The following is a 12,873-nucleotide window of genomic DNA, read 5'->3' as shown; positions in this document are numbered from 1 at the left end:
GTCCAGGCTGTTTTTATTGTGGCGATTTTTGCGCGTAACATCGTCATAAATGGAGATTTAATGCTTAATTTCATATTATTGCTCGTCAGGCGGGGAAACGCACAGGAGCAGTTGTGAAATCATTTCAGAAACGATCTCTCTGAATGGTGTAAACAATCAAAATTCAGCAGCTGCGAGAAGGGTGGTCGATGAAATAGGTGAAGTCGCGTTTACTGATGATTAACAATAAACAGTGATTTACAGGCAGGGCAAAGTAATGTCTGGTTTTGACGAATTTTGCTGGCTGCATGAGATGAACGGTGTCCACACAACGGGCACGTTACCGTCGATGTCGTTGCCGTGTTAATACGCTTCATAACATCACTAAGAAATGACATGGTACAGGCCTCACAAAACGAGAAATTAATTTCATTATGGCGATTTAGTTGTTTTTTTAAATTCTTTTATCCAGTTAGTGTAGAGATCTATCATTGCCACAATGTCTGTTCCTGGCGAAACATCACGGATAAATAATTTTGCTTTATTTTCATTGACATCAAAGGCATACAATGAAGTTTTGGCATTAAAGGTTCCATGATCGCCATCCTGAACAATGTTGGCATGATCGAATTTGATCAACGGCCACTTTTCCAGACGCGAGAAGAGATGATTTTTATCCATAACTCTCCGAATTAAAAGGAAAATAGACTTACCACAAAGAAAACAACACTAAAAATAAACACCCCTGCCTCGGCCTGATATGATGATTTTTAATGATTAAGTTTAGCCTTTGAAGGGTATTTATAAATCAACCTTCTTTTAACACTCTATACCCAAGGGGGGGGCAATGTCGTGTTAAATCCTTAAAATATCGAATTACACCTCAATCTCTGTTTTAATGGCGCCAGGCGGTTGTTAAGCGCCTTTCTACTGCATCATTCAGGACATACCACTGCAATTTGGCTTTTTTCCTAATTTTCACAACTCCAAATCCATAATAAAACCTGGAAAATAAAATTTCATCCTATCGTGGCAATATTCTATTTCAGCTCATTCCTTTTTTACTTTTTTCATCAGAATTTTCATTTAAAATTTATCTGTCGCAATGGTCATGAAAACAGCCAGTTGCTAAAGCCCCGCGCTTCGCCTGAATGCAATAATAACGTCATTTATTTACCGCCCCTCTTTTTTTATCGTTCTTTTATTGTGAAGTACGCCAGGCTTGTTAGGTCAGCACTCTAATTATCCCTGCTACTTATCGGAAGAAAATATTATGACAATTAAAACGCTTGAAGATCTTTTTATTCATGAATTATCTGATGTTTATAGTGCAGAAAAACAGATATCCCGTGCATTGCCAAAAATGGCGCGGGCAGCAACAGACGAGCAGTTGGTCGCCGCTTTTAAGCTGCACCTGGAGGAAACGCGCGGACAAATTGAGCGCATCGATCAGCTGGTGGAGATAACGGATGGCGTAAAAATCAAGCGCATGAAGTGCCACGCTCTGGAAGGTTTGGTGGAAGAAGCGCAGGAGATTATCGACTCCGTTGAGGCAGGCCCGGTACGTGATGCGGGCTTAATCGGGGCCGCGCAGAAAGTGGAGCATTACGAGATAGCGACTTACGGCACGCTGTCGGCGCTGGCCACCAAACTCGGCTATAAAGAGGCGGCTCAACTGCTGAATGAAACCTTGCAGGAAGAAAAAGACACGGACGATAAGCTGACAGCCATTGCACAACAGCAATCGGAGTGAGTTATGTTCAGACCGGTGCAGAACGACAACACACTATGACTGCCGGATAGTAAAGCACGCGGGCTCCTTCGGGGGCCTTTTTGCCGTTCAACGACCCCGTCGCCGTTCAGTATGCCAAGCTTAAAGAGTGGCCTGATGGCCAGATAGCATCAACATGAAATGAAATGAAAGGACGTGCGTGAATGAAGGCATTTGACTACCAGCAGGATTTTAAACAGATCGACTTTCGCCAGCATCCTGAGCAATACCAGGTCGGACGCGGTGAGCAGGGGGTATTGATGGTTGAACCTTACAAAAGTGAGATTCTGCCGCACTGGCGGTTCAAGACCGTAGCCCTGGCTGAAACATCGTCCGAAAAGATCATGTCACTGTTTGAACACTACCGCACTCACGATGATTTTGTCGGTATGGACATGGCCCGGAAGTTTATACAGATGGGCTACACGCGCGCCCGGCGTTATGCCAATCATAAAGGCGGGAAGAAATACGATGCCGATGGCAAGCTGCTGCCTTATGAAGTTAATGAGGAGAAAGCGGCTGCCGCCGCTGTATTTAAAACCTGCTGGGATAAGATCCGCGCCGATAAAGACTATCTTGCGCGTAAGAAAAAACATCAGCAGGCGTTTGGCTAGCAGGGCAGAAGACATTCTCGTATTCCAGGAAAAACCACTAGAGACGTAATCTCATATAATTGTTAAGGTTTAAGTCTCTTTGGCTTCTACATTCAATGTACCCATGACAGAGATTTACAGGCATCCAGAAATTGCCAGGAAAAACACAACAGAAGCGAGCACAGCAAAATGGAATTAATGAAATGCTTAATAGCTTCAATTTTGTTGATTCTCCCTTTATCACTGCAGGCGGGCGTGGAAGTAACGCACCTGGAGATAGTGGAAAGCGGTCATTCGGTGGACGACACTAAAGACGATCCCAATAACTATCGGATGATTTGTAAAGGCTGGAACCCGACCAAAGATCAATTGATCGATTTTTTTGCTAAAGCGCAGGTATCGGATCAAGGATATAGATGGTTACACGACTATTACTCTCCTTGTATCGCGACGGGAACGGTCCTTTTTAAGGATGGATCTTCTGGGGAGTGGGGTATTTACGATACTGGATATGGGTCTGTAGATTTCAAGGACGGAGCAAATAACATCGTAAAACAAAAGTATTTTCTTAATTTAAACAATCAGTGGTTGAAGGAATGATCCGCGCCGATAAAGATTATCTGGCGCGGAAGAAAAAACATCAGCAGGCGTTTGGCTAGCGCGCTGTGTTCCGTTGTAACCCGAGTGAAGCCGATAATCCTACGCGGGTGAGGTATTCTTCCAGCGCGGAAAGCTGCTCCGTGACGATAATCGCGCCGATATAACCATCCGGGCGCACCAGCAGCCAGTCACCAGCAGCCGGAGCGTAGGCATCGAGGAAGTGGTTTCCGTCATCAATCAGATCGCCACTCATGCCAATAATATGTTGGTTCAGGCCTGGCCGTGGCTGAACGATATGGCGAGCGGCCTGATAACCGATTAGCGTCCAGTGTGCTCCCTGATAAAGTTCAAATGCGCGGACCCGCTGGCCGTCAGCACGGAGAAGCGGCGCATCCGGCGCCCGATCCCCCGCATGGACACCACCCGTGCGTGCGGGCATCTCCAGCGCCAGATCAGGATCGCAATACCCCAGATCGAGCTGATGCACCTCCCGCCCGCGCCGCAGGTCACCCTGTTGTGCCGCGCTCAGTAGTTGGGTAGACAGATCCAGCATGGCAGCGGCAACGGGACGGCGCTCCTGCTCATAACTGTCCAGCAGGGACGCAGATGCTCCCCCGATGACGGCGTGCAGTTTCCATCCCAGGTTATAGGCATCCTGCACGCTGGTGTTGAGACCCTGACCGCCAGTTGGCGGATGAATATGAGCCGCATCGCCGATCAGGAAAACCCGGCCCACCTGGTAGCGTGCGGCGAGCCGCGCATTCATGCTGTATGCGGATGCCCATGACACCGCATGAAGATGAATATCTTTGCGCCCGGTGCGCGCAGTGATCAGGGATTGCAGCCCTTCAGCGGAAAGGTCAACCTCGCCCTCCAGCGGGAGAGGCCCCTGGATTTGAAACAGATCTGTCGCGGCCAGCGGACAGAAAGCAATTTGTCGCTCCCTGTCGCCGTCACCGAAGCGGTGCCAGACATCACGCTCAAGCCCCGTCATCAAGACATCGGCAACCAGGGCACGCACGCCAAGGGTCTTGCCAGGGAAACTGATGTTCAGCGCATGGCGGACATCACTTTTACCGCCATCCGCCCCCGTCAGCCATTGCACCCGCAGCGTCTCTTCACCGGCCGGGCCCTGGATACGCGCGGTTACCCCCTCTGGATCCTGTTCAAACCCAAGCAGCTCACAACCGAATTCAACCTGATGCCCCAGCTCTGCCAGCCGTTCCCGCATCACCTGTTCCGTTAAGTATTGCGGTAGCATCAGCGGATGTGGCCAGGGTTCCGCAGGGGATGGCGTACGTTGTTCGACAATATGTGCTTCCGTCTGACTGCCATCAGGATGATAGCGTCGTTCAGGCGGATAGAGACTGGCCAGCCGGTTAATGCCCTCGATAATACCCAGATCCTCGAAAATCTCGAGGGTACGTGGCTGGATGCCCTTGCCACGGGACCCGTGGAAGGGGATGGTTTTCTTTTCAATCAGACGAAAGTCGACGCCCCTGCGTGCAAGGTCGATTGCCAGCGTCAGGCCAGCAGCGCCGGCACCACAAATCAGCACCTCTGTTGCATGTTGCTCTTTCATACGCCACCTCATTATGTGTAATATGCACATATTTAGAGGAAGGGATAATTGATGTCAACAAAAAGCATGCAAAATACACATATTAACGATCAGCTTCGCGAACTCCATGGTGCATTACTTGAAATCGTCGGGGTGATGAATCGCCCTCAGCGCGATGAGGCGCTGGTTCGGGCGGCAGGTATTTCACTCGATCGCGCGCTGTTTCCGTTGCTGGTTCTGATAGAGCGCTTAGGTCCGACAGGTATTGTCGAACTCGCGGATCGGGTAGGGCGCGACTACACCACCGTGAGCCGACAGGTGGCGAAAATGGAAAGTCTGGGGCTGGTCAACCGTCAGCACAGTGCCGCCGATCGCCGCATCCGCGAAGCGGTGATCACGGAAAGTGGCAAAGCCATGACCCATCGCCTTGATGAGGCACGTAAAAAAATCGGGCAGGCTATTTTTGATCAATGGGATGAGCAGGATATCAGCGATCTGGTGAGGCTGATGCGCCGCTTTGCCGACGATATTAAAGACGACCGTCATTTTGAGCACATCTCCCCACCCGGGCAGAAACCGGTTTAAGCCACGGGACGGGTCGACGGGTTACCCATAGCCCTCGACGCGTTCCCGCTACGTAAGGCGTTTAGTCAGATAATGACGCTGCTTTCCCGGGTCGGGAAAATCGGGCAATGTCATTTGCAGTACAAATCCCTGCTTTTCATAAAAGGGCAGTGCCTGAAAGCTGAAGGTATCAACGAGAACATGCTGTGCACCTTTTGATTTCGCTTCTTCTTCGGCTATCTGAATCAGTTGAGCGCCAACGCCCGCGCCTCTGATATTTTCGCTGACCCATAAATAGTCAATCGACAGCCAGATCCCCACCAGAGACGCCATCACTCCCCCGATGATAATGCCCTGTTGATCGCGGCAAAAAACGCCGACAGGTCCCCAGCCGCTTTTATCAATAAACTGGCGGTTATATCCTCTCAGCCCTTCTAGCAGCGCTTCTCTGTCTGCCTCAGGGATATCGCCAACCCGGGTAAATTCCATTCATCAGTCCCTCTGAAATTGTGACCATTACGTGATAATTAAGTAACTAAATAAACTGTTTATTTAACAAATCCTGCCGATAACTGAGCGATTTTCTTAAACAATTGTTGTTCAACAACGGAAGGTTATCCAATGAAAAAGTTGTTTGTTTACTTTGAAAATATGAGCGTTGGGAAAAAATTGATGACAGGTTTCGGCATTGTGCTGATCCTCAGCATCGCTGTCGCACTCTGTGGCATTAAGAATCTTAATGATATCGCTGTCCGGGCAGAAAAAGTTCGTATGCTGAAACTCGTCACCGATCAGTTTGCGCTGGCGAAGGATACGCGTATGCAATTTATTAAAACCCATGACGAGCAGTTTATCATCGCTAATGATAAACACTTGCAGCAAATCGAAACCGAGATCGGCCTGCTGAAACAGCTGCCCTGGCACCCTGAGCAGTTGACCTTGCTCAACAGCCTGACCGGACTGATCGCGGAGTATCGTGATAAACGAGCCCAAACGGTGCTTGAAACCCAAAAACGCGTTCAGATAGCCGCAGCACTTTCTATCAGTAACGAGAAAAATGCGATCGCGCAGATTTCTTCAGGCTTTGCAGGCCGGGCTGATGCGGCAGCGCTGGAAGCAGCACTGTCTGAGGTGAACAAGCATCTTGATGGCGTCTCAACCCGCTTAACGCTGCTGGAATTGCAAAATACGGAAGCCGCGCAGAATGCGTTAACCGGTTTCCTGGCAGAGTCCGTGCAGTTAATACAAAATCTGGTGCCGCAAATGACACCTGACAACAGCGAACGTTTACAGAACATCGCCAGTGTACTGAATCAGAAAAAAGAGAGCGTGGCGGGCTATCGCACCTCATTCCTGGCAGAACAGGAGGCGACAGGCACGTTGGCGAAGGCGGGTTCCAGCCTCACGACCATTAGCGGTCAGCTGTTTGAAGACGAGATCGGTGCCACGCAAACCGATATCGACGACGCCATCTTCTGGATGACGATCATTCTGCTGGCGGCGGTGATCATGGGCGTAGCCACCACCCTGATTATCACCCGTCAAATCACCACGCCGTTATCCGCCATTCTGGCCTTTACTCAGCGTATTTCTGGTGGGGACCTCAGTACCAGCCTGACCACCTCGCGCCGCGATGAGATGGGCACACTGACTAATGCCATCGGCGGTATGAATGAAGATCTGCGCCGCATCATCGGTGATATTCGCAACGGTGTTGCACAGGTGAACATGGCTTCTGCCGAGATTGCCGATGGCAATAATGATTTGTCTTCGAGGACGGAAGAGCAGGCTGCCGCACTGGAGCAGACCGCTGCCAGCATGGAGCAGTTAACCGCCACGGTTAAGCATAACGTTGAGAATATCCATCATTCCACCAGCCTTGCCCAGACCACGGCGGAAATGGCCAATAAAGGCGGGGTAATTGTCAGCCAGGTGACGGAAACCATGCGGGCGATTACGGCCAGTTCGACAAAAATCAGTGATATCACGTCAGTCATTAACAGTATTGCGTTCCAGACCAACATTCTGGCACTGAATGCCGCAGTTGAAGCTGCGCGTGCCGGGGAGCAGGGGCGCGGTTTTGCTGTGGTGGCCAGTGAAGTCAGAAATCTGGCGCAGCGCAGCGCCGAGGCAGCGAAAGAAATTGGCGGGCTGATTGAGGCATCGGTCAGGCAGATCGATATGGGGGCCGGGCTGGTGGAGCAGGCAGGTGGCACCATGCGTGACATTGTCACTTCTGCGGAGAGCGTAACCGGCATTCTACAAGAGATTGCTCAGGCTTCCGACGAACAGAACCGGGGTATTTCGCAGGTGGGCGTAGCGATTAACGAGATGGATAATGTGACACAACAGAATGCGGCGCTGGTTGAGCAGTCGTCATCAGCGGCAAATTCCCTGCGCGATCAGGCGGAGGGTCTGCTGCATTCCGTTTCACGCTTTACCACCGCGGCATAAGGCGGTAACACTCTTAACCTAACCCCAGCACGGCAGAGAGCAGCGCCGGGGTTAGGCCGCATCAAACTTTATGCGGCCAGGCCACGGCAGGTATTCCATTAAGCAGCGGCCGGGCAAAAAGGTAACCCTGGAAATGGCGGATACCTGCGGCTTCCAGCCAACGCCACTCGGCAGCGGTTTCCACGCCTTCTGCCACCACGGTGATCTCCAGTGAGGCGCAGCAGTTCACGATAGCCTGAACAATTGCCTGCTTAGGGCCATTGGTATGAATCGCTTCGATCAGACAGCGGTCGATTTTCAGCTTTTCTGGCTGAAGGCGGGCCAGCAGTGATAACCCGGCAAATCCCGCACCAAAATCGTCAATCGCCAGGCTGATCCCGGCATGACGTAGCTGATGGATGGCTTTTTCAAACTCATCGAAACGGGAAATAAACTCATCTTCGGTCACTTCAACTACCACCTGTTCCGGCACCAGACCATTACGGGCGATTTGTTCCAGCAATATATTCACCGCATCAGGCAGCATCACCAGCGACATTGGTCGCAGGTTCACCGCGATTTGCGCGCTGCCAATATCCATTTGCCTGGCCAGCGCAAAGGCGACATCTTTGGCATGGAGATCGGCTTCGTAGAGTTTATCGGCCGGAATGGTGGCGAAATAATCCGCGGGGGAGCCGCCGGAAGCACTGCGGATCAGGGCTTCCAGATAGCTTATTTTCCCTGTGGCCGGTTCAACAACAGGCTGTAGTGCAAACTGGCAGGCTGCCTGTTCAGATGCCACCGGCACGACCTGGACTGACGGTGCCCGGCATTGAAAATCCCACTGCGCGCTGTCATCAGGCTGGGCCAGATCGTTTTTACGCGGGCCTTTAACAAAGGTTCGGATGAATTTAAACACCCGATCACCGTAAGTGAGCAGGTATCTGGCGGTGCCCTGGTTCAGGACCTGCTCAATGATTGCCTCAGCGCTGGCATTGCGCATATCAATCACCGCCATGCCCAGCTTGCCGAAACGGCGATCCGGCGCATAATCACGCATCAGTTGCACAATCTGGGTGTGCCGGGAGTCAGCACAGACGCGGTGGAACACCTGATCAATCGACTCAGAAGGACCTTCCAGTATCTGAAAGAAATAGTCGCCGTCGAAAAGTAAAATTCCGGTGACATTGACCGTTTCATTAAAACGTTGCGCTTTAGCCGCAAGGCGTTCCAGAAAATGCGGACTGACGCTTTTGCACAGGCGACTACGATAAATAAGCGTCGTTAACATACATTCCGGACCTGATAGAGAGGTGAGCCATTTTGTCTTAGAGAACGAATCTATCGCAGACTCCGCCTCTGCCGCAAGCAAGCGTTAATGCAGATGGACGTAAAAAAACCGGCCCGAAAGCCGGTTGAGGGAGCGTGCCAGTCTATCAAGTGATAACAGCCTGTCCGGCAAGGGGGGTAACACACCGGATCAGGAGAGGTGCAAACTCACCTCCAGATTACCCCTGGTGGGCATCGAATTTTTTCCAGGTTTCCGTTAAATCAATGACCTGACGTGTTTTTCTCGCTTCATCAATCTTAATCGCGGTCAAACCGGCTTCCAGTGCATCTACCACGGAGACTTTCAGCGGCGTTCCCTGAGTGATGTGTTTGACGATCTCTTCCGCCATCAGTGCATCGGCACCGTAATGACCGTCGTACGCATTGCCACCGTAAGAGGTATCCACTTCTTTTTCGCCCGTACGCGCGTTGTGAACGCGGAAGTAGTTACGCACAAAGTCCCCTTCGGCCATACCGTCGGTGCCCATCACGCAGAAACGGCGGAACTCGTCAGGCACATTCAGATTGGCATGGAAGGACAGGGTGGCACCGTTGGCGTATTCAATGATCGCTGTCTGGTAGTCAACAATATCTGCGTCGCTGTCAAAGACAGCATCCGTGCTGGACCAGCCGCTCGGTTTCTCGTGATAAATCTCGGATGCTGCGGTGATCGCGCCCTGCGGGGCATGTTGGGGAGTGAACGACTTACGGCCGCCAAAGCTGGCCACCCGCACCGGGCGTTCAGCCATCAACCCCTGATAGAGGTCGATATCATGGCAGCATTTTTCCAGAATGTAGGGACCGGCATACTTCTCCAGACGGCGCCAGTCACGCTGGAAGAATGCACCGTGGTAAGGCTTGATGTGTTCGGTGGCTTCCATCGAGGTGATTTCGCCCAAACGGCCCTGATCGCGGGCGGCCAGCAGATCGTGGTAGAGCGGGGAGTAACGCAGTACCAGACCGACCAGAATACGGTCCTTGCCGTACTGGCGCACCAGCTTCGCCATCTCCATCGTCTGTTCTTCGTTAATCACCACCGGCTTTTCAGTGAACACGCGGTAACCCGCCGCCAGCGCCTGGCGAATATGTTCCAGATGCATAAAGTTAGGGGAACCCACCAGAATCAGATCGAGTTCACCCGCTTGCAATAACGCCTCGATGGAATCAAAGGCCGTACCGGGTGCAATACCGAAGCTGGCCAGATTAGGCAGCCCCGCCGGGGCGGGATCGAAATAGCCGGCGATTTCAAACGATGGGTCGGCTTTGCTGAACTCGTGAACCACATGGGACAGGCGAAAACCAAGACCGATAATGCCTACTTTCATGTTAAAACCCCTGACGGAAATGCATGAGCGTGAGGTGAAGGCCAGTTAACCGTATGCAGACAGGTTCGCTGGAGATTATCTGACCACCAACTTATTACGGCAAGAAAACTAATGTCAACACGCGCACTGAGACATTTCACCAGGTTATTGGTTAATGTATTGTTATAAAACATTTTTAATGAAGGTGATTTTCGTCATATTTATTTGTTATTGCGATTTAAGTTTTTTTCACCTATCGTTCGGTCAATAATGAAACAACGATTCACAGCGATTAACGTGGGAGCAGCCCGTGTATTCTGACTATCTCCTTGGTATTGACGGCGGTGGCACCCATTGCCGTGCAAGGCTGACCGATAAACAGGGCGTTCTACTGGCCGAAGTGACGGGGGGAGCGGCCAATGTCTGGTCAGACTTCGCACAGGCCATCGACAGCGTTGAGCAGTTGATCGCCCGGGCGATGGCCACGGCGGGCCTTCCGCCTGATGCATTGAAGAAAACCGCGCTGGTGGCGGGTCTGGCAGGGGCCAATGTCGCTTCCGTTGCTGCGCAGCTGGCAGACTGGCAGCCCGCCTGTGCCTCTTTGCAGGTGCTGAGTGATGTTGAGATCGCCTGTGCAGGCGCTCACGCAGGCAGCGCGGGTGCGGTGTTGATTGTCGGCACCGGCAGTCAGGGTGCCGCCTGGGACGGTGAACGCTTTACGCTGCTGGGCGGTTGGGGGTTTGCACTTTCCGATCAGGGTTCGGGAGCCGAACTGGGCCGTCGGGCGTTGCGGCAAGCGCTGCTGGCTCATGAAGATCTCATTGTCAAAACCGACTTTACCCAGACCGTGATGGCGCGTTTTCAGCACAGCGCGGAAACCATGCTGTTGTGGACACGTACGGCAACGCCGGGCGACTGGGCACGTGTGGTGCCTGAGGTGTTTAGCGCTGCCGCCGCGCAAGACCCTCATGCGGTAAAATTAATCCGGCAGACTGCCGAGGATATTGCGATGATAGTCCGCCGCCTGCGCCTGCTGAGCAGCGGTCATATTGCACTGATGGGCGGGCTTGCTGCGCCGATCGAACGCTGGCTGGATGATGATATCCGGGCGCTGCTGGTACCGCCGCAACAGGATGCACTGGCAGGCGCATTGCTGCTGGCCTACTATCACGCTTCATTTGCTGAATAAGGGAACGATGACAGCGCCAAATGTAACCGCGCGCATTCTGCGCCTGATTGTTGAAAATGCCCCGATCAGCCAGTCCGACCTGAAAGTACGCACCGGGCTGAGCATGTCGACGGTCTCACAGGCCACTAACCGGCTACTGGCTCAGGAAATTATTCAGGAGCTGGGGCTGCGGCGGGTGTCGATGGGACGGCCGAAAACGCTGCTGGGACTGAATCCTGAACGCGCCAGCGTGGTCGGTATTCAGCTTAATGCTGAACGCAATCTGATCGTGATGACGGATCTCAACGGGAACTTACTCGGTGAACAGCAGATCCCGTCGGGATCTATGACGCCACGCCAGCTCAGTGATGCGCTGGCGAAATTTTTACGTGGCGTGGAGGGAAAGCGCGTCAGTGCCATCGGGCTGGCGCTGTCCGGGCTGGTCGACGCGGAGCAGGGCATCTGTATCCGCTCTAATGTGCTGGACTGGGATAACGTGCCGATTGCGCAGCTGCTGTCCGAGCGTTTCTCGTTGCCGGTGTTTATTGAGAATGATGCGAATGCGATGGCGATGGCTGCCATGGTGTTTGGTCAACTGGGCAATGTGCACTCTGCGGTGATTGCCACCTACGGTAAAGGGATTGGTGCCGGCATTTTGCTGGATCGCCAGCTTTATCGTGGCCGACATGGTAAAGCGGGGGAGATTGGTCACGCACTGCTGGGTGATGGCTCGATGCGCCTGTTGGAGGATGTCGCTTCTTCCCGCGCTATTCTTCAGCGCCTGGCTTCAGGTCAGGCAAGCAAATCAATGACGCTGAAGTCGCTGGACGCGGCACCCACGCCGGATGCGCTTGAGGCACTGGAGGAGGCGGGGCGCCATTTAGGCATTTCGCTGGCGAATTTGTCCATTGCCTATGATCCTGACGTGGTGTATCTGGCGATGGAGCCGCAGATGGCCTCACGCATCCTGCTCGACCATATTACCCTCAACTTCCAGGCTTACCGCCTGAAGCTGACGCCGCAAACCACGCCCCTGCAATTTTTGACTGAATCCAGCCGTATGTGGGCGCTGGGGGCGGCCGGTTTTGCGATCAATAAGCTGTTGGATTTGCTGGCGGCGCAGGCGAATGATGAGGCAGAGAATCCCGTTAGTTAGTTAGTGCTGACGTTGTCAGGGGCAAGGTCTTATGGTCCAGGTCAAAGGCGTTTCGCTTTCCCGCTGCGCGGGCGAAGCGACAAGGGGCGGCCAGTCGCCGCCGCCCCTTGACCCCGGGCTTGCGGCAGGCGCTGCGCCCGCTTTCAGCGGGTGCCTTCGCAAGCGTTACTCACCGACGGACCGCTCGTGACGGCACCTCCCTGTGCCGACACGAGCTTTCACCGCCGTCCTGGCGGTTCATCCTGGTTCACATCGCTTCCTCAGCGCAGCTTAATTGCCGCCTCAACATCAAAACAAAAATCTAAGAAATTAAAACACCAACAAAAACCAAAATGACCAAAAGACCAGAAAGGCCTTTTGTCTTTGTCTATATCTTTGATTTATATTTTTATTTTGACCTTTTGAGCGGCAATTA

General features: G+C 52.6%; 12 protein-coding genes. 7 read left to right on the top strand and 5 right to left on the bottom strand.

The window, feature by feature from the left end; genetic code table 11:
- Window positions 1–411: 411 nt before the first annotated feature.
- Window positions 412–660: a hypothetical protein gene (locus HHI26_RS02340; protein WP_133846531.1), complete on the bottom strand. Its 249-nt coding sequence runs from the start codon at window positions 658–660 to the stop codon at window positions 412–414.
- 592 nt (window positions 661–1,252) lie between these two features.
- Here HHI26_RS02340 and HHI26_RS02335 point away from each other — a divergent pair.
- The 3 genes from HHI26_RS02335 to HHI26_RS02325 all read left to right on the top strand — a co-directional run bounded on the left by HHI26_RS02335 (window position 1,253) and on the right by HHI26_RS02325 (window position 2,943).
- Complete coding sequence (locus tag HHI26_RS02335; protein WP_159338158.1) at window positions 1,253–1,732, top strand: ferritin-like domain-containing protein; 480 nt, start codon at window positions 1,253–1,255, stop codon at window positions 1,730–1,732.
- Between the two features lie 182 nt (window positions 1,733–1,914).
- Complete coding sequence (locus HHI26_RS02330; protein ID WP_133846533.1) at window positions 1,915–2,364, top strand: DUF4385 domain-containing protein; 450 nt, start codon at window positions 1,915–1,917, stop codon at window positions 2,362–2,364.
- A gap of 168 nt (window positions 2,365–2,532) precedes the next feature.
- Entirely contained in the window at window positions 2,533–2,943 is a 411-nt protein-coding gene (locus HHI26_RS02325; RefSeq protein ID WP_171148529.1) for a hypothetical protein, read from the top strand.
- 55 nt (window positions 2,944–2,998) lie between these two features.
- On the opposite strand, the gene HHI26_RS02320 is transcribed toward HHI26_RS02325, so the two are convergent.
- Window positions 2,999–4,525, bottom strand: coding sequence for an FAD-dependent oxidoreductase (locus tag HHI26_RS02320; RefSeq protein ID WP_167863945.1), 1,527 nt, complete (start codon window positions 4,523–4,525; stop codon window positions 2,999–3,001).
- A gap of 48 nt (window positions 4,526–4,573) precedes the next feature.
- Between HHI26_RS02320 and HHI26_RS02315 the strand changes: the two genes are divergently transcribed.
- The gene (locus HHI26_RS02315) at window positions 4,574–5,089 is read left to right on the top strand and encodes a MarR family winged helix-turn-helix transcriptional regulator (RefSeq protein ID WP_197931276.1); all 516 of its coding nucleotides are present in this window, start codon (window positions 4,574–4,576) and stop codon (window positions 5,087–5,089) included.
- Between the two features lie 48 nt (window positions 5,090–5,137).
- On the opposite strand, the gene HHI26_RS02310 is transcribed toward HHI26_RS02315, so the two are convergent.
- Window positions 5,138–5,557, bottom strand: coding sequence for a GNAT family N-acetyltransferase (locus HHI26_RS02310; protein ID WP_167863947.1), 420 nt, complete (start codon window positions 5,555–5,557; stop codon window positions 5,138–5,140).
- A 132-nt stretch (window positions 5,558–5,689) separates the two neighbouring features.
- On the opposite strand from HHI26_RS02310, the gene HHI26_RS02305 reads away from it, so the two are divergent.
- On the top strand, window positions 5,690–7,522 hold the full coding sequence (locus tag HHI26_RS02305) for a methyl-accepting chemotaxis protein (RefSeq protein WP_171148528.1): 1,833 nt from the start codon (window positions 5,690–5,692) through the stop codon (window positions 7,520–7,522).
- 61 nt (window positions 7,523–7,583) lie between these two features.
- Here HHI26_RS02305 and HHI26_RS02300 read toward each other — a convergent pair whose 3' ends face one another.
- Both HHI26_RS02300 and HHI26_RS02295 read right to left on the bottom strand, forming a co-directional pair.
- A complete protein-coding gene (locus tag HHI26_RS02300) occupies window positions 7,584–8,792 on the bottom strand; it encodes a diguanylate phosphodiesterase (RefSeq protein WP_133846539.1) in 1,209 nt (402 codons plus the stop codon).
- A gap of 217 nt (window positions 8,793–9,009) precedes the next feature.
- A complete protein-coding gene (locus HHI26_RS02295) occupies window positions 9,010–10,155 on the bottom strand; it encodes a Gfo/Idh/MocA family oxidoreductase (RefSeq protein WP_171148527.1) in 1,146 nt (381 codons plus the stop codon).
- A gap of 289 nt (window positions 10,156–10,444) precedes the next feature.
- On the opposite strand from HHI26_RS02295, the gene HHI26_RS02290 reads away from it, so the two are divergent.
- Together HHI26_RS02290 and HHI26_RS02285 are read left to right on the top strand one after the other, a co-directional pair.
- Window positions 10,445–11,323, top strand: a complete 879-nt coding sequence (locus HHI26_RS02290) for a BadF/BadG/BcrA/BcrD ATPase family protein (RefSeq protein WP_171148526.1) — start codon at window positions 10,445–10,447, stop codon at window positions 11,321–11,323.
- A gap of 7 nt (window positions 11,324–11,330) precedes the next feature.
- Complete coding sequence (locus HHI26_RS02285) at window positions 11,331–12,458, top strand: ROK family transcriptional regulator (RefSeq protein WP_171148525.1); 1,128 nt, start codon at window positions 11,331–11,333, stop codon at window positions 12,456–12,458.
- The last annotated feature ends 415 nt before the right edge of the window (window positions 12,459–12,873 follow it).

Source organism: Erwinia sp. JH02, from assembly GCF_013074405.1.
GTDB classification, from domain to species: Bacteria; Pseudomonadota; Gammaproteobacteria; order Enterobacterales; family Enterobacteriaceae; genus Erwinia; species Erwinia rhapontici.
The sequence above is the reverse complement of the archived record's forward strand: the minus strand, read 5'-3'. Positions and strand labels throughout refer to the sequence as shown.

Coding starts and splice junctions, on each gene's coding strand:
- HHI26_RS02340 (WP_133846531.1), bottom strand. CDS start 660: ATGGATAAAAATCATCTCTTCTCGCGTCTGGAAAAGTGGCCGTTGATC.
- HHI26_RS02335 (WP_159338158.1), top strand. CDS start 1,253: ATGACAATTAAAACGCTTGAAGATCTTTTTATTCATGAATTATCTGAT.
- HHI26_RS02330 (WP_133846533.1), top strand. CDS start 1,915: ATGAAGGCATTTGACTACCAGCAGGATTTTAAACAGATCGACTTTCGC.
- HHI26_RS02325 (WP_171148529.1), top strand. CDS start 2,533: ATGGAATTAATGAAATGCTTAATAGCTTCAATTTTGTTGATTCTCCCT.
- HHI26_RS02320 (WP_167863945.1), bottom strand. CDS start 4,525: ATGAAAGAGCAACATGCAACAGAGGTGCTGATTTGTGGTGCCGGCGCT.
- HHI26_RS02310 (WP_167863947.1), bottom strand. CDS start 5,557: ATGGAATTTACCCGGGTTGGCGATATCCCTGAGGCAGACAGAGAAGCG.
- HHI26_RS02305 (WP_171148528.1), top strand. CDS start 5,690: ATGAAAAAGTTGTTTGTTTACTTTGAAAATATGAGCGTTGGGAAAAAA.
- HHI26_RS02300 (WP_133846539.1), bottom strand. CDS start 8,792: ATGTTAACGACGCTTATTTATCGTAGTCGCCTGTGCAAAAGCGTCAGT.
- HHI26_RS02295 (WP_171148527.1), bottom strand. CDS start 10,155: ATGAAAGTAGGCATTATCGGTCTTGGTTTTCGCCTGTCCCATGTGGTT.
- HHI26_RS02285 (WP_171148525.1), top strand. CDS start 11,331: ATGACAGCGCCAAATGTAACCGCGCGCATTCTGCGCCTGATTGTTGAA.